At 58.7% G+C, this 24,273-nt stretch carries 20 protein-coding genes and 2 tRNA genes; 18 read left to right on the top strand and 4 right to left on the bottom strand.

Annotated elements, in window-relative coordinates:
• Positions 1-18 precede the first annotated feature (18 nt).
• Positions 19-2,808, bottom strand: a complete 2,790-nt coding sequence (locus ACHQGU_RS10140) for a phosphoenolpyruvate carboxylase (protein WP_395494949.1) — start codon at positions 2,806-2,808, stop codon at positions 19-21.
• 131 nt (positions 2,809-2,939) lie between these two features.
• Between ACHQGU_RS10140 and ACHQGU_RS10135 the strand changes: the two genes are divergently transcribed.
• From ACHQGU_RS10135 to ACHQGU_RS10095, 9 genes are all read left to right on the top strand, one after another.
• Entirely contained in the window at positions 2,940-4,238 is a 1,299-nt protein-coding gene (locus ACHQGU_RS10135) for a DUF445 domain-containing protein (protein WP_062141890.1), read from the top strand.
• A gap of 105 nt (positions 4,239-4,343) precedes the next feature.
• Complete coding sequence (locus tag ACHQGU_RS10130) at positions 4,344-4,808, top strand: SUF system Fe-S cluster assembly regulator (protein WP_043550641.1); 465 nt, start codon at positions 4,344-4,346, stop codon at positions 4,806-4,808.
• Positions 4,809-4,811: 3 nt separating this feature from the next.
• On the top strand, positions 4,812-6,302 hold the full coding sequence (gene sufB / locus ACHQGU_RS10125) for a Fe-S cluster assembly protein SufB (RefSeq protein WP_395494948.1): 1,491 nt from the start codon (positions 4,812-4,814) through the stop codon (positions 6,300-6,302).
• A 13-nt stretch (positions 6,303-6,315) separates the two neighbouring features.
• Positions 6,316-7,092, top strand: a complete 777-nt coding sequence (gene sufC / locus ACHQGU_RS10120) for a Fe-S cluster assembly ATPase SufC (RefSeq protein ID WP_061502878.1) — start codon at positions 6,316-6,318, stop codon at positions 7,090-7,092.
• Positions 7,089-8,366 (top strand): Fe-S cluster assembly protein SufD, encoded by a 1,278-nt coding sequence (gene sufD / locus ACHQGU_RS10115; RefSeq protein WP_395494947.1) that lies wholly within the window; start codon positions 7,089-7,091, stop codon positions 8,364-8,366. The genes sufC and sufD overlap by 4 nt, the downstream gene beginning before the upstream one ends.
• A 2-nt stretch (positions 8,367-8,368) precedes the next feature.
• Positions 8,369-9,616, top strand: a complete 1,248-nt coding sequence (locus ACHQGU_RS10110) for an aminotransferase class V-fold PLP-dependent enzyme (RefSeq protein ID WP_395496419.1) — start codon at positions 8,369-8,371, stop codon at positions 9,614-9,616.
• Positions 9,613-10,071 carry a Fe-S cluster assembly sulfur transfer protein SufU gene (gene sufU / locus ACHQGU_RS10105; RefSeq protein WP_062250777.1) on the top strand — a complete coding sequence of 153 codons (459 nt, stop codon included), beginning with the start codon at positions 9,613-9,615 and terminating at the stop codon, positions 10,069-10,071. The genes ACHQGU_RS10110 and sufU overlap by 4 nt, the downstream gene beginning before the upstream one ends.
• Positions 10,058-10,639, top strand: a complete 582-nt coding sequence (locus ACHQGU_RS10100; protein ID WP_395494946.1) for an SUF system Fe-S cluster assembly protein — start codon at positions 10,058-10,060, stop codon at positions 10,637-10,639. Before sufU ends, ACHQGU_RS10100 begins: the two co-directional genes overlap by 14 nt.
• Positions 10,640-10,655: 16 nt before the next feature.
• Entirely contained in the window at positions 10,656-11,024 is a 369-nt protein-coding gene (locus tag ACHQGU_RS10095; protein WP_395494945.1) for a HesB/IscA family protein, read from the top strand.
• Here the strand turns inward: ACHQGU_RS10095 and ACHQGU_RS10090 are convergent.
• The 3 genes from ACHQGU_RS10090 to ACHQGU_RS10080 all read right to left on the bottom strand — a co-directional run bounded on the left by ACHQGU_RS10090 (position 10,972) and on the right by ACHQGU_RS10080 (position 14,928).
• Positions 10,972-12,300 carry a class I SAM-dependent RNA methyltransferase gene (locus ACHQGU_RS10090; RefSeq protein ID WP_395494944.1) on the bottom strand — a complete coding sequence of 443 codons (1,329 nt, stop codon included), beginning with the start codon at positions 12,298-12,300 and terminating at the stop codon, positions 10,972-10,974. The two genes, ACHQGU_RS10095 and ACHQGU_RS10090, sit on opposite strands and share 53 nt — an antisense overlap.
• Complete coding sequence (locus ACHQGU_RS10085) at positions 12,297-14,306, bottom strand: DEAD/DEAH box helicase (protein ID WP_395494943.1); 2,010 nt, start codon at positions 14,304-14,306, stop codon at positions 12,297-12,299. Before ACHQGU_RS10085 ends, ACHQGU_RS10090 begins: the two co-directional genes overlap by 4 nt.
• Before the next feature lie 166 nt (positions 14,307-14,472).
• Positions 14,473-14,928: a hypothetical protein gene (locus ACHQGU_RS10080; protein ID WP_395494942.1), complete on the bottom strand. Its 456-nt coding sequence runs from the start codon at positions 14,926-14,928 to the stop codon at positions 14,473-14,475.
• Positions 14,929-15,091: 163 nt separating this feature from the next.
• Here ACHQGU_RS10080 and ACHQGU_RS10075 point away from each other — a divergent pair, with 163 nt between their 5' ends.
• From ACHQGU_RS10075 to ACHQGU_RS10035, 9 genes are all read left to right on the top strand, one after another.
• Positions 15,092-16,573: an NAD(P)H-hydrate dehydratase gene (locus tag ACHQGU_RS10075; RefSeq protein ID WP_395494941.1), complete on the top strand. Its 1,482-nt coding sequence runs from the start codon at positions 15,092-15,094 to the stop codon at positions 16,571-16,573.
• 31 nt (positions 16,574-16,604) lie between these two features.
• Positions 16,605-16,689: transfer RNA gene (locus ACHQGU_RS10070), tRNA-Leu, on the top strand.
• A gap of 91 nt (positions 16,690-16,780) precedes the next feature.
• Positions 16,781-18,115 carry a trigger factor gene (gene tig / locus ACHQGU_RS10065; protein WP_062141880.1) on the top strand — a complete coding sequence of 445 codons (1,335 nt, stop codon included), beginning with the start codon at positions 16,781-16,783 and terminating at the stop codon, positions 18,113-18,115.
• 169 nt (positions 18,116-18,284) lie between these two features.
• Positions 18,285-18,947, top strand: a complete 663-nt coding sequence (locus ACHQGU_RS10060) for an ATP-dependent Clp protease proteolytic subunit (RefSeq protein ID WP_197463990.1) — start codon at positions 18,285-18,287, stop codon at positions 18,945-18,947.
• A 120-nt stretch (positions 18,948-19,067) separates the two neighbouring features.
• The gene (gene clpX / locus ACHQGU_RS10055) at positions 19,068-20,336 is read left to right on the top strand and encodes an ATP-dependent Clp protease ATP-binding subunit ClpX (RefSeq protein WP_395494940.1); all 1,269 of its coding nucleotides are present in this window, start codon (positions 19,068-19,070) and stop codon (positions 20,334-20,336) included.
• Positions 20,337-20,524: 188 nt separating this feature from the next.
• Positions 20,525-23,056, top strand: a complete 2,532-nt coding sequence (gene lon, locus ACHQGU_RS10050; protein WP_395494939.1) for an endopeptidase La — start codon at positions 20,525-20,527, stop codon at positions 23,054-23,056.
• Between the two features lie 144 nt (positions 23,057-23,200).
• Positions 23,201-23,485: an HU family DNA-binding protein gene (locus ACHQGU_RS10045; protein ID WP_025827010.1), complete on the top strand. Its 285-nt coding sequence runs from the start codon at positions 23,201-23,203 to the stop codon at positions 23,483-23,485.
• A 96-nt stretch (positions 23,486-23,581) separates the two neighbouring features.
• Positions 23,582-23,656, top strand: a tRNA-Val gene (locus ACHQGU_RS10040).
• 249 nt (positions 23,657-23,905) lie between these two features.
• On the top strand, positions 23,906-24,271 hold the full coding sequence (locus ACHQGU_RS10035; RefSeq protein ID WP_395494938.1) for an NADH-quinone oxidoreductase subunit A: 366 nt from the start codon (positions 23,906-23,908) through the stop codon (positions 24,269-24,271).
• Positions 24,272-24,273 lie beyond the last annotated feature (2 nt).

Below are 24,273 nucleotides of genomic sequence, written 5' to 3'. Positions count from 1 at the left end.
GTGGGGTTGTGCCCCTGTTTAGCCAAATGCGCCAATGTCATGCATGACGCCCACGCTGATCTCACGGAGCAGGGCGAACATCTGTTGCATGGGCAGAAAGATTTCCCGGTGCTCCCGCTCGTAAATGCCCTGCTCACGCGGGCCGCGGGGTTCATAGAAATCAAGGTTGGAGGCGACGGTGCCGGATGGGAAAATATGCACCATTTCCTTAAGCACAGCCGGAATTTCCAGACGCAGGATCTGCTGCATCATGACATCGCGGTTAAAGCCCCCGCGGGGCATGAAGAAGGGAATCCGGCAGGCCAGAATCCAGATGCGCTCAATCAACGCTACCCGAATGGCATGCAAGGCGCGGTTGAGCGGTGCGCCATGCGGGGCATCCTCCCACGCTTCCCGCAGGGCGAGATGGTCCGCCTGAATCCGGCGGAACATGGTCCGCAGGTCTGCCGAAAGGTTCAGTTTTTCCAGATCCTGCATCACGGTGAGGAAGGCAGCCCGGCGTGGCGCTTTGGGTTCCGCCGTGGCGCGGTCCAGCCAGTAGCTGGGGTCCAGCAGATTAATGACGGATTGCAGAACCCGGTCATCCGAACTGGTTAAGGCATGCCGCGCAAAATCCAGAGCGCGGTGGAAGCGCGGGCTGGAGGTGTTGAAACTTTCAAATGTTTCCGGGTGTCGGCGCGCGGCGGCTCCCAGTCCTTGCAGCGTGTTGGCGCACCAGCCGAGCTGCTGGAGAATCGCATTGTTGGGAATGGCGCGCAGCTGGCCCGGATGCGTCAGGCGGGTGCTGGTGGCGGCTTCCGCACTCTGGCGGGCCGGGGGACGGGAGCCGGTGCGGTCAATCAGCGCCGGGCCAAATGCCCCCAGCAGGGCGGCGTAACCGGGGTCTTCCACCAGAGCCTGCATGCCTTCGGAAATGCTGGAGAAGAAATCAGCCGAAAAGACCGGCTGCTCATAAACCGGGTCGCCTTCCTGATGCAGCGGATTGAACAGGTTTTCCGCAATGGTCGCGAGTGTCGCGCCCGCCAGATGCGGGGTGCCGAACAGTAGATACCCATCGCCGCCCTGAAAGGCCGTTTCCTCCCGGCAGGCAATGCCGGTTTTGGCAAATTCGGTCCGCACATGGGTGGGGGAGAGGTAGTTTAGCCGCCCGGCCATCCGGAAAGGATGCGCGCCGCGTCCAATGCTCTCGCCATGCGTATCAAAGAAAATGACCGTCACGTTCTGCAGGTTCCAGCGGACCAGCAGGTCATGAATTTTCAGGCGCAGGCGCTCAATAAGATAGGTGGCAGCCAGCTGGCCGACATAACGGCCGGAATCGGAATAGCCGAACTGGAAGCTGATACGCCCGGTGCGCTGCACATAGGCCCGCCATGTGGGGGAGCGCAGGGCTTCTTCCACAATACGGTCGCCATTGCTCAGCGCGTCTTCTGTTTCAAACAGGGGGGAAATTTCCACCTTGTCCGCCACGCCGAAATGCAGCGCCGCCCAAAGGGCTGCCAACAGGGTGTAACCCGTTTCCGTTTCAGCAATCAGAAAGCGGACGGGCGTTTGGCTATCAATGTGTTTGGTTATCTGGGCGACCGTCATCATCAGGCGGCCTGCTGTAGATGGGTCACTCATCAGCGCGCCGAAATCAACCGGCACAGGCTGTACGCTTTCCAGAGCTTCATTCAGGCGGTTGAGGAGTGCGCGCCGGTGGGCCGGATTGGCCGGGTCATCCGGAATATCGAGCTTCTGGCGAACAAAATTATGAATTTGTGTGGCGTTCAGCCGCACATGTGTGTGGGCCAGTGCCAGACCATGCGCCATGAAGCCCGCACGCGCCACGGCCAGCGGGAGCTGCGCAGCAGGCGGCGCAGCTTTCACAGCAGCGTCCAGCTCTTCTGCCAGATCATCCACATTGAGCAGGGCTGTCGCGTGTTCGTTCACCAGCGCGTCTGCAAATTTGGCGACGGCTTCGGCATCCGGGCCGGTCGGCGTGGCGCTGATCTGCGTTTTGACGCAGGCAATGGCCTTGTGCAGCCGGTCCGTCAGAGCTGGGGCAGAAACACCAGTCGCGCTTATCTGCTGATCAAGGCGTTCCAGCTGGAACAGCTTCATGCGCAGTCGCAGTCGCAGCGTGTCCCACCAGCCGATATCCGTGCGTCCATCCGTATCATACCCCACCCAGCTTGTAGCGATGACCGGGCGGGGGATGATGGAGGCCCATGACTCTGGCCAGTGTTGTTGGGCGGTTTCTAAAAGCGCGCCATTCAGCTGGTCCATGGCGTCTCGCGCCCGGATGATGGCCTGTGTGGCGAGGGTAAATTCTTCTTCCAGCGTAGGCGGTCCGTCCCGCCGGTGCGTTTCAAAAAACGGAGCCTCGTCCGGTAAAACATCTTCGGAGGCACAGTCGGCCAGTGCCGCATAGACTGGGTTGCTGAGGGCAAATGTGGGGTGCGCTGTAAAAACAGCGGCAAAACGCACGGGGCTGACGGCGGCTTGGAAAGCCTCGGGCGTAGGGACGGGCAGGGAGGCTATGACCCGCTGAGCAACGGCAGACAGCCGTTTGGCGGTGGTGGTGGTCTCCGCGCCTCCTACGTAACGATGCAGGCGTCTGGCGCGACGCAGAAAGGCGGAATCCCGAAGGGTCTGCACCAGAGCGGTTACATCCGAGAGAGACAGATCGCCGTCTTCCAGCGCATCTTCCAGCTGGCGGGCGGTGCAGAGAACCGGATTCACGCCTTCCACCGGGAGCAGGGCGTCTTTGTCCTGCAGGATCGGTGCAAAAATGGTCTGAAGTTTGGGCGGAAGAGTAGAAAAATCCATTATTGCACCTCGCTCAGGGTTCGCAGTACGGCGGGGGGAAGGGGGAGGCGTTACAGTTTCATGTCTGCTCTTTCGCTGCAACACACTCACGCACACTTGGGGGGCGAGAGTGGGAGTGCTATTCAGATACTATGACGTCATACCCTGAAAGTGACGGCGATCTCGCCGCCCGGAAGACCCTCAAACGCTACCAGCGCGCTGCAACCGGCCTGCTGGTGGGCATGGGAGGGCTGACTGTTGCGGGCTACGCGGCCCCCGCTGCCGGATGGGTGAAGGATGGCTTCTGGCTGGAAATGCTGCGGGCCGGAGCGCGCGCTGGCGTTGTGGGCGGTCTGGCGGACTGGTTTGCCGTCGTTGCCCTGTTCCGTCACCCCATGGGTTTGCCGATTCCCCACACGGCCATTCTGCCAGCCCAGAAGGAACGGCTGGGCCGCGCGCTGGGGCGTTTTGTGTCCGGGCAGGTCTTTACGGAAAAAGAAATTGCCCGCGTGCTGGAGCAGGTGGACATCCCCACCTTTCTGGCCAACATGCTGGATGACCCGGCAACGCGGGAGACGCTGACGCGCTCCGTTCTCGCTTCCATGCCCAAAATGCTGGACCGGCTGGAAGACGGGCGGGCCAGCGGGGCCATTGGCAAGATTTTCCCCCGTCTGCTGGGCAACAGCAATCTGGCTCCCATTGTGGCGCGCGCTCTGCGCAGCCTTGTGGACGATGACCGGCATCAGGAAGTGCTGTCCTTTCTGCTCAGCCAGATCAAGGATGGTTTGCAGGCCAGAGAAGGCGCGTTGCGCACCATGATTGAGGAGCGGGTGCGTGAGCAGGGAGGCCGTTTACTCGGCTGGGCTATAGGCGGTTCGATTGCAACGCGGGTGCTGCTGGCGGCCAGTAAGGAACTGGAGCGGGTGGACCCGCAGAATTCCACCCTGCGTGAAGGCTTTACAACCTGGGTGCGGTCCCAGATTGACCGCATTGAGACGGACCCCGAACGCGGCAGCGATATCTCTCAGGCCATTATGGGCGTGCTCTCACATGAAAGTGTCGTGAGCTGGTGGGCTGATATCTGGCAGCGCTTCCGGCGTCTGGTGGAAGCGGATGTGGAAGACCCGGATGGTCGCATTGCCTCTCTGGTGCAGGAGGGGCTGACGCATATTACCGCGCAGTTGCGGGAAGACCCGGTCATGCGGCAGCGGATTATGGCCAGTGTGGACAAGGCCACCGTCAAGGCTCTGCCGTTTGTGCGGGAGCGGATGGCGGATTTCATTGCCCGCGTGGTGGCGGGATGGGACGCAGTGCAGATTGCAGAAAAGCTGGAACTGCGCGTGGGGAAGGACCTGCAATATGTCCGCTTCAACGGCACGCTGGTTGGCTTTGGCGTAGGGGCGTTGCTGTTTGCTGTCCTGCGGCTGCTGTTTGGGTTGAACGCCCAGTAAGACCGCCGGGGCAGCTATGCTGCTTTTGGGTTGACCTTTGGCCCGCTTCGCCCCATGTGTCTGAAACAGGACCTGACTGGTCTCCAATCACCTGATGGCAGGATAATGCTGAAACTTTCCCGTCTGGCGGACTATGCGGTTGTCATACTTGTCAATCTTGGCGAGCAGGATGGCGTGGTGACATCACCCGCCCTTGCTGCCGAGACCGGTGTGCCGGAACCGACTGTCGCGAAAATCCTCAAGGTTTTGTCCGCTCACAAGTTTGTGCTGTCCCAGCGGGGTGCCAAAGGCGGCTACCGGCTGGCCCGCCCGCTGGCTGATATCTCTGTGGCCAGCGTTATTACGGCAGTGGATGGCAAGATTGCGCTGACAGCCTGTGTGGATGGTGGAGAGTGTGATACCGGCGTGTCCTGCGGCATGTGCGGCAGCTGGGATACCATCAACAAAGCCATTCGGGACACGTTGGAAGGTATTTCTCTGGAGATCATGCGCCAGAAGAGCGCATGCGGTGCAGTCATGACGAAGAGAAACGCGCTGATGAGCGCCAGCACGAGACGCGAAGGGGCTTGAACAATGCCAGCAGTCACCGAAACGCGTGAAGCAGTCGAAAAACTCGGTCAGTCTTCCTACAAATGGGGCTTCGAGACGGACATTGATATGGACGTCGCGCCCAAGGGGCTGAACGAAGATACCATTCGCCTGATTTCCGCCAGAAAAGAGGAGCCGGAATGGCTTCTGGAATGGCGGCTGGCGGCCTATCGCGCCTGGCTGAAAACCGAAGAGCCTGAATGGGCCAAGGTGTCCTACCCGCCGATTGATTATCAGGACCTGCATTACTACGCGGCGCCCAGGAAAAAGCCCGGCCCGAAGTCCCTTGAAGAAGTGGACCCCGAACTGCTGCGCACCTACGAAAAGCTGGGCATTCCACTGCATGAGCAGGCGATGCTGGCCGGTGTGGAGCTGCAGGAAGGCGAGACCGCCCGCCCGCCCGTGGCCGTTGATGCCGTGTTTGACAGTGTTTCCGTTGTCACCACCTTCCGCAAGACGCTGGAAGAAGCGGGAGTGATCTTCTGCCCGATTTCTGAAGCCGTGCGGGATTATCCGGATCTGGTCCGCAAGTATCTGGGCAGTGTGGTGCCAGCTGGCGATAACTTTTACGCCGCGCTCAACTCCGCTGTGTTTACCGATGGCTCCTTTGTGTTCGTGCCCAAAGGCGTGCGCTGCCCGATGGAGCTCTCCACCTATTTCCGTATCAATGCCAAAAATACCGGGCAGTTTGAGCGGACGCTGATTGTGGTGGAAGACGGTGCTTCCGTGTCCTATCTCGAAGGCTGCACGGCCCCCATGCGGGATGAAAACCAGCTGCATGCAGCTGTGGTGGAACTGGTAGCGATGGAAGATGCCTCCATCAAATATTCCACTGTGCAGAACTGGTATCCGGGCGATGAAAATGGCCGGGGCGGGATCTATAACTTCGTGACCAAGCGCGGCGCATGCCGTGGGGCACGCTCTAAGATCTCCTGGACGCAGGTGGAAACCGGCTCCGCCATTACATGGAAATACCCGTCCTGCATTTTGCAGGGTGAAGGCTCCGTGGGGGAATTCTATTCCGTGGCGGTGACCAACAATCACCAGCAGGCCGATACCGGTACCAAGATGATCCATATCGGGCGGAATACCCGCTCGACCATCATCGCCAAGACCATCAGTGCCGGGCATTCGGACAGCACATATCGCGGTCTGGTACGCGTACTGCCCAAGGCCTCGGGTGCCCGAAACTTTACACAGTGCGATAGCCTGCTGATTGGTGATCAGTGTGGCGCGCATACCGTGCCCTATATTGAAAACCGCAATATGGGCGCACGCATTGAACATGAAGCCACCACCTCCAAAATCTCGGAAGACCAGCTGTTCTACTGCCGTCAGCGCGGGCTTTCTGAAGAGGATGCGGTGGGGCTTATCGTCAACGGCTTCTGCCGTGACGTTCTGAAAGAGCTGCCCATGGAGTTTGCCGTGGAAGCTCAGAAATTGTTGCAGATCAGCCTCGAAGGCAGCGTAGGGTAAGGGAGTGCATGACATGACCCAGTTTTTGGATATTTCCGGTCTGTGCGCCCGGATTGATGCTGACGGGCAGGAAAAGGAAATCCTCAAGGGCGTGGATCTCAGCATCCCGCCGGGTGAGGTTCACGCCATCATGGGGCCGAACGGGTCAGGGAAATCCACCCTGTCCTACGTGCTGGCCGGGCGTGAAGATTATGAAGTAACGGCAGGCACCGTAAACTTTCAGGGCAAGGACCTGCTGGAGATGGAACCGGAAGAGCGCGCTGCGGCGGGTCTCTTTCTGGCGTTCCAGTCCCCCATCGAGCTGCCGGGCGTGAACAACGCCAACTTCCTGCGCACGGCTGTGAACGCAGTGCGTCGTGCGCGTGGGAAAGACGAGCTGGATGCCGTCACCTTCCTGAAAACAGCCCGTGCCGCCGCCAAGGAACTCTCCATGGCGCCGGACATGCTGAAGCGGAACGTGAATGTCGGCTTCTCCGGGGGTGAGAAGAAGCGCAACGAAGTGCTGCAGATGACACTCCTTCAGCCGTCCTTCGCTATTCTGGATGAAACGGATAGCGGGCTCGACGTGGATGCTCTGCGTATTGTGGCGGAGGGCGTTAATCGTCTGCGCTCCCCCAGCTTCTCCGCGCTGGTCATTACCCATCATCAGCGTCTGCTGGACTATCTGGTGCCGGACCGCATTCATGTGATGGCTAAAGGCCGGATTATCCATTCAGGCGGGCCGGAACTGGCGCAGCAGATCGACCGTGAAGGCTACACCCGGTTCCTGGCGGAGGCTGAGGCGGCGTGAACGCAATCACAAAAGATCGGTCAGACACGCTGGCCCCGTTCGGCACACGTCTGGACGGGGTGACAGACCCGGTGCGCAAGGCAGCGATAGGCGCTTTGCACAGAAGTGGGCTGCCTGACCGCCGTGTTGAAGAATGGCGCTATACCAGCCTCCGTTTTCTGACGGAAACGCCGCTGGGGGCGCCGGCTGAGGTGTATGACGCCGGGCAGGTTCAGGCGCAGCTTGAAAACCTCGGGCTGAGCACTGGCCCGCTTGCGGAACTGCCGCGTCTGGTGTTCGTCAACGGTCGTTATGCCGAGCCGTTTTCTGTGCTGCCTGCTGAGGTTGATGTCTCTTTCTTCGCAAAGACCCAGACCTTCGGTGCGCTGTCCGCTCCGGATCGTGACCCGCTGACGGCTCTGAACGCTGCTCTGGCGTCTGACGGTGCACAGCTGCACGTGCCGGCTGGCAAGAACGGTGGTGACGTGCTGCTGGTCTCTCTGGGCCAGACGGATACGCCGGTGTCTTTCCATCCGCGGCATTCTGTCACGCTGGACGAGGGCGCACAGCTGACGCTGATCAGCATTCAGGCGGGGCAGGGGCATTATCTGCATAACCCGGTGCTGGAAATCAGCGTGGCGGCGGAAGCCAACCTCAAGCATGTCACCCTTCAGACCGAAGGGCAGGATGCGGCGTGTCTGGCCACGACCTACGCACAGGTTGCAGAGCGCGGCACGTATGACAGCTTCGTTCTGGGGCTGGGCGCAGCCTTGTCCCGTCAGGAAATTCACGCCCGTCTGGCGGCCCCGTTTGCGACTGTTCATGTGAACGGTGCGCAGATGCTGGGTGGTAAGCAGATTGGCGATGTCACCAGTGTCATCACGCACGCTGCACCGGATTGCATTTCCCGCCAGACCGTGCGGAACGTGCTGGATGGCCATGCCCGCGGTGTGTTTCAGGGTAAGGTGTTTGTGGATCGGGTGGCCCAGAAGACGGACGGCTACCAGATGAATCAGGCGCTGCTGCTGTCTGAAAACGCGGAAATTGATGCCAAGCCTGAGCTTGAAATCTACGCGGATGATGTGAAGTGCAGCCACGGCGCGACGGTTGGCGCGCTGGATGACGATCAGCTTTTCTATCTGCGCAGCCGTGGCGTGCCGGATGCGGAAGCGCGGCAGATCCTTATCCATGCGTTTATGGATGAAGCACTGGGTCTGATTGAAGACGACACGGCCCGCACACTCTGCACGCAGATGCTGGCCCGGTCTTTCCCAGTTGCAGGAGAAAGTGCATGAGCATGGCATCCACACAGGACAAAGTCCGGCAGGATCTGGACTTGGCGGCAATCCGCCAGCAATTCCCCATCCTGTCGCAAAAAGTGCATGACCGCCCACTGGTCTTTCTGGATAGCGCGGCCTCCGCTCAAAAGCCGGAAGCGGTGATTGAGGCGATGGCGCACACCATGCGCTGCCAGTATGCCAATATTCATCGTGGCCTCTACTGGATGAGTGAGCGCACCACGGAAGCGTATGAAGCCGTGCGCGATCAGGTTGCGCGCTTTCTGAACGCGCCCTCCCGTGAAGAAATTGTGTTCACGCGCAACAGCACGGAAGCCATCAATCTGGTGGCCCATTCCTTTGGGGCGCTGCTCAAGCCGGGACAGGCCGTGGTTATTTCCGAAATGGAACACCACGCCAACCTGATCCCCTGGCAGATGCTGCGGGACCGCGCCGGAATTGAGCTGCGTGTTGCCCCCATTACGGATGCCGGGGATATCGACCTCGATGCGCTGCAAGGCCTGCTGGCAGATGGGAAGGTGGCGCTGGTTGCCATGACCCATATGTCTAACGTGCTGGGCACCGTCACGCCGGCCAAGACTATTGCGGATATGGCGCATGCTGCCGGTGCGCAGGTGCTGTTTGATGGCAGCCAGTCTGTGGTGCATCGCAAGACGGATGTGCAGGCTCTGGGCGCGGATTTCTATACCTTTACCGGTCACAAGCTTTACGGTCCGACGGGGATTGGCGTGCTGTGGGCGCGCAAAGAACTACTGGAGGCCATGCCGCCGTTCATGGGCGGGGGGGACATGATCTCCACCGTGACCTTTGAAAAATCCACATGGGCCAATGTCCCGCATAAATTCGAGGCAGGCACCCCAGCCATTATCGAGACCATTGGTCTTGGTGCGGCGATCTCATGGGTGGAAGCTATCGGGTTTGAGGCTATTGGGGCGCATGAGGCCGCTTTGACAGCCCATGCTCTGACCCGTCTGGCGGACGTACCGGGCCTCAAAATAGTAGGCCAGCCCAAAGAGCGCGGCGGGGTGATTTCCTTCACCATGGACGATGTCCATCCGCACGATATTGCGACTCTGCTGGACCGGAACGGCATTGCTGTGCGCGCTGGTCATCATTGTGCGGAGCCGCTCATGCGTCGCCTTGGCCTGACGGCTACAGCGCGCGCCAGCTTTGGCCTCTACACCCTGCCGGAAGAAATCGACACACTGGCGGATACGCTGGTGCGCATTCGGAACTTCTTTGTGTGAACAGCCTGACGGATAGCGGTGCGTTGTATGATCGGCTGATTGTCGATCGTGCCCGCACTCCTCTTCATGCAGGGCGGCTGGAACAGGCTGATGCGCAGGGAGAGGGGAAAAACCCGCTCTGCGGGGACAAGACCCGGGTGGACGTTCAGATGGCTGATACCCATATCAGTCAGATCAGACATCAGACGCGCGGCTGCGCTATTTGCCTTGCCGCAGCGGATTTGATGGCTGAACGCGTGACCGGTTTGACTGTCCCGCAGGCGCAGGATCTCAGCCGACGCTTTTCCGCCATGCTGGTGAATGAACCTGCCAGCACACCGGATACGAATACGAACACACCTGCACTGGGGCCCTTGGAAGCATTTGCCCCGCTGCGCGCACATCGGGCTCGAATCCGCTGTGCAGAATTGCCCTGGGTTGCTTTGAAGGAGGCGCTTTCTCATGTCGATGTCTGAAAAGGTGCATGCTCCTGAACTGCAGGAGCATGACACAATGACGCAGACTGCTACCACGGATGTTCTGCACGCTGATGCGCCGGAGGCTGGTGCAAAGACAGCACGGGTCGAAAGCTGGACGCCGGATAACGCCGATGCTGCGCCTGCCAGTGCCAGTGCCAGTGCCAGTGCCAGTGTTTCGGGGGAGGGAGCTGACGCAGTTCCTGCTGCTGGGGATGCGGTAGCCTCCAGTCCTGCAACAGGGGGCACCGGAGACGCGACCGGTCCGGCTTCTGAAGACGCAGTGATTGAAGCCATTGCCACGGTTCATGACCCGGAAATTCCAGTCAATATTTACGAACTGGGGCTGATTTACGCGATTGATCTGTATGATGATGGCCGCGTTAAAATCGAAATGACTCTCACGGCCCCTAACTGTCCGAGTGCACAGGAACTGCCGGTGCAGGTGAAGGACGCTGTGGAGAAAGTGCCGGGCGTTGCCTCGGCTCAGGTCGAAGTGGTGTGGGATCCGCCGTGGGATATGTCCCGCATGAGCGATGAAGCCCGCCTTGCCCTGAACATGTTTTAATCGAAAGGACGGACCGATGTCTCAGACCAGTGTTGCGCCGCCCGTCAAAAGAGCCCTGCCGCCGTTAATGCGTCTGTCCGACGCAGCGGCGGAACGCCTCCGGTATTTGTATAAAACGGCCCATGCCGGGCAGTTGCTGCGTATCAGCGTCACCACCAAAGGCTGCTCCGGCAAAGCCTATGACATGCAGTTTGTAGAAACCCCGACAGAAGGGGATGAGGTCGTGTCAGACAAAGGCCTGACCCTGCTGGTAGACCGCAAGGCCACCCTATTCCTGATCGGCACGCAGATGGACTACCATCAGACGGAACTTGAGGAAGGGTTTGTCTTCATCAACCCGAATGAGAAAGGCCGGTGCGGCTGCGGCGAGAGCTTTCATGTTTGAAGCCGCAAACGGCTTCAACTTCGGCTGACCACAGGAACTGGTCAATGACTGTCACGCTGGTCAGGCGATAGCCTGCAGCCTGCAGGGCTGCGGCATCGTTGGTCAGCGCGGCAGGATTACAGCTGACGTAAATCAGGCTGCGGGGCTTGCCCATAACCATCTGCTTCATTTGCAGCTTGGCGCCGGCATGCGGCGGGTCCAGCACTACACAGCCTGCCTGAGCCAGTTCCTTGGCCATAATGGGCTGGCGGTTTAAATCCCGGCAGGCCACTTCCAGCCGCGTGCCGCCAGCAGCGTTCTTCAGGGCTGCTGCGGCAGGCGGATAGCCCTCATAAGCCTGCACACGCGCACGGCTGGCCAGCGGAAAGCTGAGCGTGCCACAGCCCGCATACAGCTCAATCACCACATCACGCTTGTTCAGCTTGGGCAGAGCGTCCAGCACGGCCTGCTGGATCAGCGTCTCACTTTCTGCGGTCGCCTGAAAAAAGGCCCCGGTCGGCGGACTGACGGTGGAACCCGCCAGCGTATGCTGCACCGGGCGCGTTTGAGCGGCTGTTTCCGGCAGACCCTGATCGCCCTGCCGCTGCCAGCAGATGCGCGGAATGCCCTGTTCAGCCGATAAGGTTGCGAGTCGGGTGCGGTCCACGGTGGAAAGGGGGCCATCAGTGACCAGAAGAATATCCAGTCCCGACTCGAGCAGATTAATCCGCACATCCCCCGCCCGATACAGCCCTTCCAGACTTCTGAGCGTCTGGCGGAGCGCGGGCAGGCAGTCCATAATGGCAGGATGGAGAACGGCGCAGGTTGTCAGGTCAATCACGTCCGTGCTGCCACGGGTATGCAGACCAAGCAGAACCTCTTTGCCCTCTCTGCGCACGGCCAGATCTGCCCGGCGGCGACTATGGGGCTGCACCTGAAACGCCTTCGGTTCCGGCATATCAGAAAAGCCAGCTTTTTTGAGGGCTGCCATCACGCGGTCTGTTTTCCAGACCAGCAGTTCGGCACGGTCCATGTGCTGGAGCGTGCAACCGCCGCATTCGCCAAACAGGGGGCAGGGGGGCTCGGTTCTCTCTGGGGAGGGAACAAGGATTTCCGTGGCAGCCCATTTGCCTGATGCGGTGCGTTCTATCCGCACCTGCTCATCCGGTAGGGTGTAGGGCACATGCAGGGTCTGGCCGTCAGCCAGAACTGCGGCGCCGTCACCCTGTGCGCCAAGATAGGTAATGGTTACGTCGCGAATGTCTGAAGCGTGTTGCTCCGGTGTGTGAGCTGTCACCTTGAGTGCTTTGCGGCCTCTTCTTCAGATACAGAAACGTCTGCAGTCGGGGCAGGGAGGTCTGCCAGAATAGTTGTACGGCGCGGCAGCTGCATAAAGGCTGGAATGGTGTGGCCAAAACCAACCACATCACCCGCAGGCATTGGTGGCGCATCATCCCGGCGGGGCAGGCGGCCCGTGGAACGGCGGCTTTCCTGCGCGGGCTGCGGGGTGGCTGCTGCGGGGGCAGATTTCGGCGTTGCGGCCTTAGGCTGCTGCGGCGTGGTAGCCGTTTTCTCGCCCCGAGTCCCGTGCTGGCTTTTAGAGCCCGTTTTTTCTCTGCGGCGGCCCTGCGGGGGACGTTTTTCGTCCGACCACTCCAGCTGCTCAATACCATCAATCGTCAGACGCGGAATTTTGTTCCCGGTCAGGGTCTCAATGGCTTCGGCCAGATTTTTGTCATACGGCGTGGCCAGACTGTAAGCGTGGCCTTCCTTCCCGGCGCGACCTGTGCGGCCAATCCGGTGGACATAATCTTCTGCATGGAACGGCAGGTCGAAGTTAAAGACGTGCGAAAGGCCGCCAATATCAATCCCACGCGCGGCGACATCAGAGCAGACCAGAATTTTCAGCTCACCATTCTTGAATTTTTCAAGGGTGGAAAACCGGACTGACTGCGGCAGGTCACCATGCAGGGCACCCACGGAAAAACCGTGCTTCTGCAGGGACTGCATCAGCACGTCCACGTCACGCTTGCGGTTACAGAACACAATGGCGTTCTGCATCGTGGGGTCGCGCAGCAACTTACGCAGCGTGTCGCGCTTGTTGTGCTCATCCACAATCACCAGACCAGCAGTAATGGTGGTGGCGACGGAAGAGGCACGACTAACCGTGATTTCCTTGGGGGAATGCAGGAATGCATCCGCCAGCTGCCGGATGGCCGGGGCCATGGTGGCAGAGAAGAACAGCGTCTGACGGTTGGCAGGCAACAGGCTGACAATTTTCTCAATGTCAGGGATGAAGCCCATATCCAGCATACGGTCGGCTTCATCAATCACCAGAATACGTGTCTGGTTGAGTAGCAGACCACCGCGTTCAAACAGGTCCAGCAGACGGCCCGGTGTGGCAATCAGCACGTCCACGCCGCGGTTCAGCACTTCTTTCTGGTCGGCCATGCTCTCGCCGCCAATCAGCAGCGCATGGGTTAGCTTGAGGTGCTTGCCGTAATTCACAAAGTTTTCGGCAACCTGAAGTGCCAGTTCCCGCGTGGGTTCCAGAATCAGGGAGCGCGGCATGCGCGCTCTGGCCCGTGAGCCGGACAGAATTTCCAGCATGGGCAGCGTAAAGGATGCCGTTTTCCCGGTCCCGGTCTGCGCCACGCCCAGCACATCCTTCGCCATCAGAATGGCCGGAATAGCCTGTTCCTGAATGGGGGTGGGGTGGGTGTAGCCCATTTCCGTTACAGCGCGGAGAATGGGGGCGGACAGTTCCAGGTCGGCAAACGTTGCCTTGGGCTCGGCGGCCTTTTCAGGTTCCGCTTTTGCTTCAGGGCTTTCCGTAGTCACTGCCTCAGCCGGAGCTTCTGCTGCCGGTGCCACCACAATTTTTTCAGGCTCAGGCGCTTTCTCGGGGGCGGCTGCGTCTGCAGTCGGAACCGGAATGCTTACGGAGTCTTCAGTCGCAGGCTGCTCAGGGGCAGACTCAGCGACAGCTTTCGTCGTGGCTTTTTTTGCAGGGGTCGCACGGCGCCGGGGGCGTTTGGGCTTAGGTGCTTCTTCAGCAACCGGTGCCTCTTCCACAGGCTGGGCGGCGGGCTGTTCCATAGCTTCGGGAGCCACGGCAGCCGGTTCAGCGGCTTTCCGTCGGCGCCGTACAGGTTTTTTGGGCGCCTCTGCCTTTTCGGCAGGGGCAGCCTCAAGCGCTTCCGCACCCTTTTCCGTTGCGGCTGCGTCTACAGCCGTGGCAGCCGTTTTTGTGCGGCTGCGCGTCGTGGTCTTGCGGGGACGGGTGGGCGTTTTGGCTATCAATATGCTCTCGGAGATACTTCAGTCGTTATAAGCATGGACCGACAGGCCCTGAATTTTCCATGCCCCGAAGGTCGGAGGAGGGAGAGAAGCTGAAGCCGGTCAGGCGCTTGCTGCGATAAAGGCATTTCCCGGCAGAATCAAGCTTTCCCCATCCTTGCGGTCTATTTTACAGGAACGGATGGCCCAGCGAGGCGGCCAGAACAGCAATCAGACCGAGCGCCATGATCACCAGAATCTGGTTACGGATCGAGTCGAACAGGGCTGGTTGCGGGCGCAGGGCCCGACGAGCCTTCTGAAACGGTCCTGTGAGCACACGTACATACAGGACAGCCATGACGATACCGACCAGCTGCATGAGGTTGGTGGTCCACGGCGCCTGCGCAAAGCCGCCTTCATGGAGAATCATTAGCCAGCCGGTAATCAGCGCTGTGGGGATGACGTGCATCAGCACCCGGAAAAAGCGGCCCAGCGATTGCAGTTGCACGGAATTGCGCTGCGTCGGGTCCAGCAGGGAGAGGCTCTGGCGCATGATGATGGCGGCATAGGCGGTACCGCCCAGCCAGAACATGACGCTGATGAGATGGAGAGCGAGGATGACGCTCCAGAGAATGGAATGAGGCATGCAGACTCCGCTCGTAAAAAAACTGAATTCAAAAACTGGCACGCCAGCGGCGGGAGGTCGCCACTCCGCGCGATACAGGGTGTCTGATTGCCAAGGGGACGCCCCGGGTGCAAGTCAGTATTCTTCAGGCACTGTTCCGGTTCCCCGTATCAGGAGGATTTCCATGCCCGTCTCCCCACTTTCAGACCTCAGTCTTTATACACCAGAAGACATGGGGCGTGTGGATCAACTTGCCTCGGCCTTAGTGCCGGTTGCCACACTTATGGATAACGCCGGGCGCGCCGTTGCCCGTGCGGTGCGCCGTTACATGCGCCCCTGCCGGGTTCTGGTGCTCTGCGGGCCGGGGAATAATGGCGGCGATGGATTTGTCGCGGCACGTTATCTGGCGGAGGCTGGCTGGCCGGTTGCTGTGGCGGAAATGGCTTCACCGCGTGCTGGGTCGGCCGCAGCAGAAGCCTCGGCGCGTTTTCAAGGCGTCCGCGTGCCATTTGCTCTGGCAGAAGTGGAGCGTGCCGATCTGGTGATTGATGCCATGTTCGGTGCAGGGCTGAGCCGGGCTGTAACGGGCCTGTCCGCTGATCTGCTGCAGGCAGCCCGCAAAATTGTGGCGATTGATATCCCGTCCGGGATTGATGGTGGGACAGGGCAGGTGCGCGGCAGTGCGCCGCACGCTGCCATGACGGTCACATTTTGTCGCTTCAAGCCGGGGCATCTGCTCTATCCGGGGCGGAGTTTCATGGGGCGGCTGGTGCTGGCGGATATCGGGATGCCACAGGCTGCGCTGGAACAGGTTCCGCCGCGGGCCTGGCAAAATGCTCCGGGTTTGTGGCGTTTACCCGAGCCAGGGCCTGAGAGTCATAAATATACACGGGGCGTCGTCAGCCTGTGTGCCGGGCAGTCCATGCCGGGGGCTGCGCGCCTGTGCGCTGGCGGGGCGCGGGCCGCCGGGGCGGGGCTGGTGCGGATTGCCGCCGGAAAAGATGCTCCCGCTTACAGGCTGGGGGCGCCGGGGTTGGTGATTGATGAAGGCCCGCTGGACAGTTTGCTCGCTGATAAACGGCGTGCCGTATGGGTGTGCGGCCCGGGCCTGACAGAAGGTGAGGTGACGCAAATGCTCCCGGCGTTGCTGGAGGCGCAAAAATGCGTGCTTGCTGATGCAGGCGCTCTTTCTGCTGCTGCCGGGCATCCGGAAAAACTGCGCGGTGTGGCTGTCATCACGCCTCATATTGGGGAGTTCACCAAATTGTTTGGGGCACCGGGCGCAAACCCGCCAGACTCCGTGCGGAAGGCGGCGGCGCAGATCAATGCTGTTGTGGTGCTCAAGGGAGCATCCACGCTGATCGCAGCCCCGGATGGACGGCTGGCGATCAATGACCATGCGAGTCCCGCTCTGGGCACTGCCGGCTCTGGCGATACGCTGTCCGGTGTGATTGCGGCGTTGCTGGCGGCAGGTATGCCTGCGTGGGATGCCGCCTGTGCGGGCGTATGGCTGCATGGCGAGGCCGGGATTCAGGCTGGTGCATGGCCAATTGCGGAGGATCTGGACCGTTATCTGGGCCCTGCGCGTGAAAAAGCGACCCGAATGCAGCATGAATATGGAGAGATGTGCAGAGGGTCTCTTGCCGGGAGCCACGCTCTGGGCTAAGTCCTCGCAACTTGCGACGGGGTTTTACCGTGCGGGCGTGGTGGAATTGGTAGACACGCCAGATTTAGGTTCTGGTGGCGCAAGTCGTGGGGGTTCAAGTCCCTCCGCCCGTACCATTTTTCATGGTGCTCCCGTCCTGTTCCGCGGCAGCCTTTCGGCACATTGCAGCGGGAAATTTGAGTTTGTACCGAAAGGAAGGCCTGGCCGATGCAGGTTACTGACACCCTCAATGAAGGGCTGAAGCGTGGTTTCACCATTACCATTCCGGCAGCAGAGCTTGCAGAAAAGCGCGATGCGCGTCTGAAAGAAGTTGCTGCCAACCTGACTCTTCCTGGTTTCCGCCCGGGTAAGGTGCCTGTTTCTCTGGCGCGCCAGCGTCATGGCGAAGCCGTGCGTGCTGAAGTGCTGGAGCAGGCAGTTTCCGAATCCCTGCGCTCTGCGCTTGAAGAACGCGGCCTCCGCCCTGCTGGTCAGCCGCAGGTTGAGCTGGTGAGCGGTCAGGAAGATGACGGCAAGGACCTTGAGTTTAAGGTTGAAACCGAAATCCTGCCAGAAATCACCGTGCCGGATCTGTCCGACCTCTCCCTGACCCGCCTGAAGGCGGTTGCCAGCGATGAAGCTGTCGACAAAATCCTGGCTGACGTTGCCAAGCGCCAGCGTTCCTTCGAAACGATCGAAGAAGTTCGCCCGGCTGTGAAGGGTGACGTTGTCTCTGTTGATTTCGTTGGTAAGCGCGATGGTGTGCCGTTTGACGGTGGCACGGCGCAGGACGTCAATGTTGAAATCGGTGGCGAAGGCTTCATCCCCGGCTTTGCCGAGCAGATTGAAGGCATGAAGCCCGGTGAAGAAAAACAGATCACCGTGACGTTCCCCGAAAACTACGGGGCCGAAGAGCTGGCTGGCAAGGAAGCAACCTTTGACATCACCGTCAAAGAGCTGAAGAAGCCGGTTGACGCGCCGATTGATGATGAGCTGGCTAAACAGCTGGGCTTTGAAACGCTGGAACAGCTGCGTGACCTCGTCCGCAAGCAGGTTGAAGGCGAATACGATCAGCTGTCCCGTCTGCGCATCAAGCGGGACCTGCTGGACGCTCTGGCTACGAAAACCGACTTCCAGGCTCCTCAGGGCATGGTTGATGCGGAATTCCAGCAGATTTGGCAGCGCGTTGAAGCCGACCGCAAAGCTGGTCAGCTTGATGACGAAGACAAAGACAAAGACGAAGACACGCTGCGTGCCGACTATCGCAAGATTGCCGAACGCCGCGTGAAGCTAGGTCTTCTTCTGGCTGAAATCGGTCGCAAGAACGCCATTACGGTTACGCAGGACGAACTGGGGCGCGCCATGCGCGCAGAAGCCATGCGTTATCCGGGGCAGGAGAAGGAAGTCTTTACTTTCTTCCAGAACAACCCGCAGGCCATTGAATCCCTTCGCGGTCCGATCTTCGAGAACAAAGTTGTCGATTATCTGATTGAACTCGCGAAAGTGGAGGACAAGGAAGTTACTCCGGAAGAGTTATCGGATATTCCTCCGGCTGATATCTGAGAAAATTGTGTCCCGCCGGTGTGAACCGGCGGGACACTCTTTTTCAGGGCAGATTTTCTTTTCCGGGGTAGCATCTTGCTACTTTATCTCTATCTTGATTGAGAGTGCCTGAACCGGTTTGCGTCTTCGGACGAAAATGGGGGAAGGATGGTGCAGGTTTTTTACGGGAATGACTGACATGAGGGATCGTGATCCCGTTGAGGTTTTCAGCAACGCTTTGGTGCCGATGGTGGTCGAGCAGACCTCCCGGGGCGAGCGGGCATTTGATATCTATTCCCGCCTGCTTCAGGAACGGATCATCTTTCTGACCGGCCCGGTCTATGACCAGGTTGCGTCTGTGATCTCCGCACAGCTCCTTTATCTGGAAAGCGTGAACCCGACGAAAGAAATTTCTTTCTACATTAACAGCCCGGGTGGCGTTGTGTCCGCAGGTCTCGCGATCTACGACACGATGCAGTACATCCGCAGCCCGGTCAGCACCGTCTGTATCGGTCAGGCAGCCTCCATGGGCTCTCTGCTGCTGGCGGGTGGTGAAGCCGGGCGTCGTTTCGCTCTGCCAAATGCCCGCGTGATGGTGCATCAGCCGTCTGGCGGCGCACAGGGGCAGGCGAGCGATATTGAGATTCAGGCCAAGGAAATCCTTATTATCCGGCAGCGCCTGAACGAGATCTATCGTGAGCATACCGGCCAGACGCTTGAAGATATTGAGCAGAAGCTGGAGCGCGATACCTATATGTCAGCCGAGGAAGCAAAGTCTTTCGGGATTGTTGACAAGGTAATCAGCCATCATAAGGCCACAGAAGCTGGAAAGAAGGATAAAAGCCATCCTTAATCTGGTGTACGCTAAATCTCCTGTTCAATGTCAGGGGTGGTCTGCCCGCAGTAAGGCAGATAGAGTTGGTAACTCGGTTCCTGGTTTTTTGAGGTCCGGGACGTTCAAGGGAGTGGGCTGATGAACGCAAAGTCCGGTGATTCCAAAAACACACTCTATTGCTCTTTCTGCGGGAAGTCGCAGCACGAGGTGCGCAAGCTCATTGCCGGCCCGACCGTGTTTATCTGCGATGAGTGTGTTGAACTCTGCATGGATATCATCCGTGAAGAGCACAAGACGACACTGGTGAAGTCACGCGAAGGCGTTCCGACTCCCAAGGAAATCTGTAAGGTTCTGGATGATTATGTGATCGGACAGTTTGAGGCCAAGAGGGTCCTCTCTGTTGCGGTGCATAACCATTACAAACGGCTGACGCAGGCGACCAAAGGCAATAACGATGTTGAACTGGCAAAGTCCAACATCCTGCTGGTTGGTCCCACCGGGTCGGGTAAGACTCTGCTTGCGCAGACACTGGCCCGTATTCTGGACGTACCGTTCACCATGGCAGATGCCACCACGCTGACCGAAGCCGGTTACGTGGGTGAGGATGTTGAAAACATCATCCTCAAGCTGTTGCAGGCGTCTGATTACAATGTGGAACGTGCGCAGCGCGGCATTGTCTATATCGATGAAATCGACAAGATTTCCCGCAAGTCTGACAATCCCTCCATCACGCGTGATGTGAGTGGTGAGGGCGTGCAGCAGGCTCTGCTGAAGCTGATGGAAGGCACCGTCGCCTCTGTGCCGCCGCAGGGTGGGCGTAAGCATCCGCAGCAGGAGTTCCTGCAGGTGGATACCACGAACATGCTGTTCATCTGCGGCGGGGCCTTTGCCGGGCTGGATAAAATCATCACCGCCCGCGGTAAGGGGACAGGCATTGGCTTTGGTGCTGATGTCCGGTCTCCCGATGAGCGAAAAACCGGTGAAATTCTCCACGATGTGGAACCGGAAGATCTGATGAAATTCGGGCTGATCCCGGAATTTATTGGCCGTCTGCCGGTTCTGGCAACGCTGGGGGATCTGGATGAGGCGGCTCTGATCCGCATTCTGACCGAGCCGAAAAATGCTCTGGTCAAGCAGTATCAGCGCCTGTTCCAGATGGAGGATGTCCAGCTTTCCTTTACGGATGATGCCCTGAAGGCGATTGCAGACCGTGCCATTACCCGGAAGACGGGTGCACGTGGCCTGCGGTCCATTATGGAAAGCATCCTGATGTCCACCATGTTTGATCTTCCCGGTCTTGATAACGTGGAAGAAGTGGTGGTGAACCGTGACGTGGCCGAGGAAAAAACAAACCCGGTTTATGTCTATGGCAAAGGGAAAAAGGTTCCGGCGGAACAGTCAGCCTAAGAACTGCAAAACAACTGCCAGCAGGGAAGAAATGCCCTGCTGGCCGGGTTTTCTGGTTAACCCATTGTAGAATGGGGCGTTCGTAACGACATGGTAGATGGTGGGAGCCTGTTGGCAGGTTCTCGCGGGTCTGGGTACGCCACATTACGGGTGCCCGGCCTGGATCGTCCTTGAAGGAGGTCATGGTTATGGCTGATAATGAAAAACCAGCAGTAAAACGTAAGCGTAAATCACCCGCAAAAACGCCGGCCAAAACGCCAGCAACGGTCACACCGACCGAAAACGCAGCCGTTGTCGCTGCGGACAACACAACCCCCGACAAGAAGATAGAGCAGGGTAACGGTCGTATTGCCGTTCTGCCCCTGCGCGATATTGTCGTGTTTCCCCACATGATTGTCCCGCTGTTTGTCGGTCGTGAAAAGTCCGTCAAGGCGTTGGAGTCCGTCACGCGGGAAGACCGGCAGATCCTGCTGATTGCGCAGAAAGATGCGGCTCAGGACGATCCGGGTGTGGATGATGTGTACCGCTTTGGCACCGTGTCCACCATCCTGCAGCTGCTCAAGCTGCCGGACGGCACCGTTAAGGTGCTGGTGGAAGGTGTGCGTCGCGCACGGGTGAAGGCCCTGCATGATATTGACGGACATTTTGAAGCAGAAATTGAGGATGTGGTTGAAGAGCCGGCGGTAGGGGCGGAAGCCGAAGCGCTGGGCCGTTCCATCGTCTCTCAGTTTGAGCAGTATATTAAGCTCAACAAAAAGATTGCGTCTGAAGTTCTGGTCTCTCTTAACCAGATCAGCGATCTGTCCAAGCTGGTCGATACTGTTGCCAGCCACCTGAACCTCAAAATTTCCGAAAAGCAGGAAATTCTGGAGGCGCCGTCTGTCACATTGCAGCTGGAAAAGGTTTTCGCGCACATTGAAGCGGAAATCGGCGTGCTGCAGGTTGAGAAGAAAATTCGCAACCGCGTGAAGCGCCAGATGGAGAAAACCCAGCGCGAGTACTATCTGAACGAGCAGCTGAAAGCCATTCAGAAAGAACTGGGTGAAGGCGAAGACGGCAAGGACGAAACCACCGAGATTGAAGAGCGGATTGCCAAAACCAAGCTTTCCAAGGAAGCGCGGGAAAAGGCGGTTGCCGAGCTCAAGAAGCTGCGTGGCATGAGCGCCATGTCTGCCGAATCAACGGTTGTCCGGAACTATCTGGACTGGCTGCTCGGCATCCCGTGGAAGAAGCGCACCAAGGTCAAAAATGATCTGGATGCCGCTGAAGCTGTTCTGGACGCCGATCACTACGCTCTGGAAAAGGTGAAAGAGCGTATTCTGGAATATCTGGCAGTCCAGAGCCGCTCCCAGAAGCTGAAGGGACCGATTCTCTGTCTCGTGGGGCCGCCGGGTGTGGGTAAAACCTCGCTGGCACGCTCCATCGCCAAGGCTACCGGCCGCCATTACGTGCGCATGTCTCTGGGTGGCGTGCGGGATGAAGCTGAAATCCGTGGGCATCGCCGCACCTATATCGGCTCCATGCCGGGCAAGATCATTCAGGGGATGAAGAAGGCGAAGGTCTCGAACCCGCTTTTCCTGCTGGATGAAATTGACAAGCTGGGTGCGGACTGGCGGGGCGATCCGGCTTCAGCCCTGCTGGAAGTGCTGGATCCGGAACAGAACAGCACGTTTGCGGATCATTATCTGGAAGTGGATTATGATCTGTCGGACGTCATGTTCGTCACCACGGCAAATAGCCTCAACATGCCCCAGCCGCTGCTGGATCGTATGGAAATCATCCGTCTGTCTGGCTACACGGAAGACGAAAAGGTTGAGATTGCCCGTCGCCATCTGATCTCCAAGCAGGCCGAGGCTCATAACCTCAAGCCGAGCGAGTGGTCGATCAGTGATGACGCTCTGCGGGATCTGATTCGCTATTACACGCGTGAAGCCGGGGTGCGTAATCTTGAGCGCGAAATTGCGAATCTGGCGCGTAAGGTCGTGAAAGAGCTTGTGACGGGGAAGGCAAAGAAAGTTGCCATCACCGTGCGCAATCTTGAAAAGCTGGCCGGTGTGAAGCGCTTCCGTTACGGCGAGACCGAGGCGGAAGACATGGTGGGTATTGTCACCGGTCTGGCCTGGACAGAGGTCGGTGGGGAAATCCTGACGATTGAGAGCGTTATGGTGCCCGGTAAAGGCGCCGTGGTGGAAACCGGCAAGCTGGGCGATGTCATGAAGGAGAGCGTCTCTGCGGCGTATTCCTACGTGCGCAGCCGTTCGACCACATTCGGTATCCTGCCGACTCTGTTTGAAAAGCGGAGTTTCCACGTGCATGTGCCTGAAGGTGCGACTCCTAAAGACGGGCCTTCAGCCGGTATTGCCATGGCAACAGCGCTGGTTAGCGTAATGACGGGCATCCCGGTTCGGCGTGATGTTGCCATGACTGGCGAGATCACGTTGCGGGGACGCGTGCTGCCGATTGGTGGTTTGAAAGAGAAGCTGCTGGCGGCTCTGCGCGCAGGCATCAAGACGGTATTCCTGCCCAAGGAGAACGAGAAAGATCTCGCGGAAATTCCTGACTCCGTAAAGAACAATCTCGAAATCATTCCCGTATCCCACGTGGATGAAGTGATTGCCCGGGCGCTGGTGCGTAAGCCTCAGGCCATCCATTGGGATGAGGTTTCGGAAGCTGTTCCGACCCCGGAAGGAGCTGGTGCGGCGCCCGTGCTGCCGCACTAAGGGAAAAATTTACTATGTGGCCGAAGTTTACCGTTGCTCGGTTGACGTGGCGTAAAACGGCTGCATAGTGCGAGCGGGAAGCGGAGAGGCGGACGTAAAGCCGCCCGCCGCTCCAGTCACGATAAACACAGAGAGAGGCGTAATATGGAGAAGCCGCTTAACAAGCAGGAACTCGTAGCGGCAGTGGCCGACGAGGCTGCTCTGCCCAAGGCGAAGGCTGGAGAAGTGGTTGACGCCGTATTCGGTGCAATCGAAAAGGCGCTTTCCAAAAAGCAGGAAGTTCGTCTGGTTGGTTTCGGCACGTTCGTTACAGCCTCACGCAAGGCTGCTAAAGGGCGCAACCCGCGTACAGGTGAGGAAATTGATATTCCGGCCTCTACGTCCGTGCGCTTTAAGCCGGGTAAGGCTCTGAAGGATGCCGTAAGCTAAAAGTCTTTCAGACTGATAGTTTTTTGGTTTCGGCCGGTAAAACTTCCACAGGAAGGGTTGCCGGCCGCTTCTGTTTGTGACACATACGCATCCAGCGGGCGATTAGCTCAGAGGTAGAGCGTCTCGTTTACACCGAGAGGGCCGGCGGTTCGACCCCGTCATCGCCCACCATGATTTCTCTCAAGGGATCATGGTTTCCGCGCAGAGCACCAAAATGTGAGATGCTCTCGTTTTTATGAATATCCCCCAAAATCTGTAGTTTTCCGCCATATTCACGGCGGTTTCACGTGGTCCCTCTAAGTAGTCACGGGAACGTGCCCGTTATTACTGGTGTCAGGGCATGGCTGTTGTAAAGACTTAGGTCTAGGATCCTCTGCATGACGTTTGATCTTCATGATCTCTCTCATGCAAGGAATACAGATGCAGTCTGTTCTTGGTGATTACGCCCCTGTTTTGGTATTCGGTGCTATTTCAGTCGTTATTGCGGCTGCAATGCTGGGTATGGCGCTGCTATGCGGCCATCAAAAACCTTATCCTGAAAAAGTAACGGCCTATGAGTGCGGATTTGAGGCCTTTGATGATACGCGCCGTCGTTTTGATGTGCGGTTTTATCTGGTCGCGATCCTTTTCATTATTTTCGACCTCGAGGTCGCGTTTCTGTTCCCCTGGGCTGTCAGCCTGTCTCGCATAGGGCTGTTTGGCTTCTTGTCCATGCTGGGGTTCCTGAGCATGCTGGGGATCGGCTTTCTGTATGAATGGCGCAAAGGCGCGCTGGACTGGGATTGAGG

This window comes from Acetobacter sp. KSO5 (assembly GCF_044094635.1).
GTDB lineage: Bacteria > Pseudomonadota > Alphaproteobacteria > Acetobacterales > Acetobacteraceae > Acetobacter > Acetobacter cerevisiae.
This window is presented reverse-complemented; position numbering and strand designations above follow the sequence as displayed.

What these genes read in the sequence shown, in the direction of transcription:
- ACHQGU_RS10140 (WP_395494949.1), bottom strand. Translation starts at nt 2,808, where the DNA reads ATGGATTTTTCTACTCTTCCGCCCAAACTTCAGACCATTTTTGCACCG.
- ACHQGU_RS10135 (WP_062141890.1), top strand. Translation starts at nt 2,940, where the DNA reads ATGACGTCATACCCTGAAAGTGACGGCGATCTCGCCGCCCGGAAGACC.
- ACHQGU_RS10130 (WP_043550641.1), top strand. Translation starts at nt 4,344, where the DNA reads ATGCTGAAACTTTCCCGTCTGGCGGACTATGCGGTTGTCATACTTGTC.
- sufB (WP_395494948.1), top strand. Translation starts at nt 4,812, where the DNA reads ATGCCAGCAGTCACCGAAACGCGTGAAGCAGTCGAAAAACTCGGTCAG.
- sufC (WP_061502878.1), top strand. Translation starts at nt 6,316, where the DNA reads ATGACCCAGTTTTTGGATATTTCCGGTCTGTGCGCCCGGATTGATGCT.
- ACHQGU_RS10110 (WP_395496419.1), top strand. Translation starts at nt 8,369, where the DNA reads ATGGCATCCACACAGGACAAAGTCCGGCAGGATCTGGACTTGGCGGCA.
- ACHQGU_RS10100 (WP_395494946.1), top strand. Translation starts at nt 10,058, where the DNA reads ATGTCGATGTCTGAAAAGGTGCATGCTCCTGAACTGCAGGAGCATGAC.
- ACHQGU_RS10095 (WP_395494945.1), top strand. Translation starts at nt 10,656, where the DNA reads ATGTCTCAGACCAGTGTTGCGCCGCCCGTCAAAAGAGCCCTGCCGCCG.
- ACHQGU_RS10080 (WP_395494942.1), bottom strand. Translation starts at nt 14,928, where the DNA reads ATGCCTCATTCCATTCTCTGGAGCGTCATCCTCGCTCTCCATCTCATC.
- ACHQGU_RS10075 (WP_395494941.1), top strand. Translation starts at nt 15,092, where the DNA reads ATGCCCGTCTCCCCACTTTCAGACCTCAGTCTTTATACACCAGAAGAC.
- tig (WP_062141880.1), top strand. Translation starts at nt 16,781, where the DNA reads ATGCAGGTTACTGACACCCTCAATGAAGGGCTGAAGCGTGGTTTCACC.
- ACHQGU_RS10060 (WP_197463990.1), top strand. Translation starts at nt 18,285, where the DNA reads ATGACTGACATGAGGGATCGTGATCCCGTTGAGGTTTTCAGCAACGCT.
- clpX (WP_395494940.1), top strand. Translation starts at nt 19,068, where the DNA reads ATGAACGCAAAGTCCGGTGATTCCAAAAACACACTCTATTGCTCTTTC.
- lon (WP_395494939.1), top strand. Translation starts at nt 20,525, where the DNA reads ATGGCTGATAATGAAAAACCAGCAGTAAAACGTAAGCGTAAATCACCC.
- ACHQGU_RS10045 (WP_025827010.1), top strand. Translation starts at nt 23,201, where the DNA reads ATGGAGAAGCCGCTTAACAAGCAGGAACTCGTAGCGGCAGTGGCCGAC.
- ACHQGU_RS10035 (WP_395494938.1), top strand. Translation starts at nt 23,906, where the DNA reads ATGCAGTCTGTTCTTGGTGATTACGCCCCTGTTTTGGTATTCGGTGCT.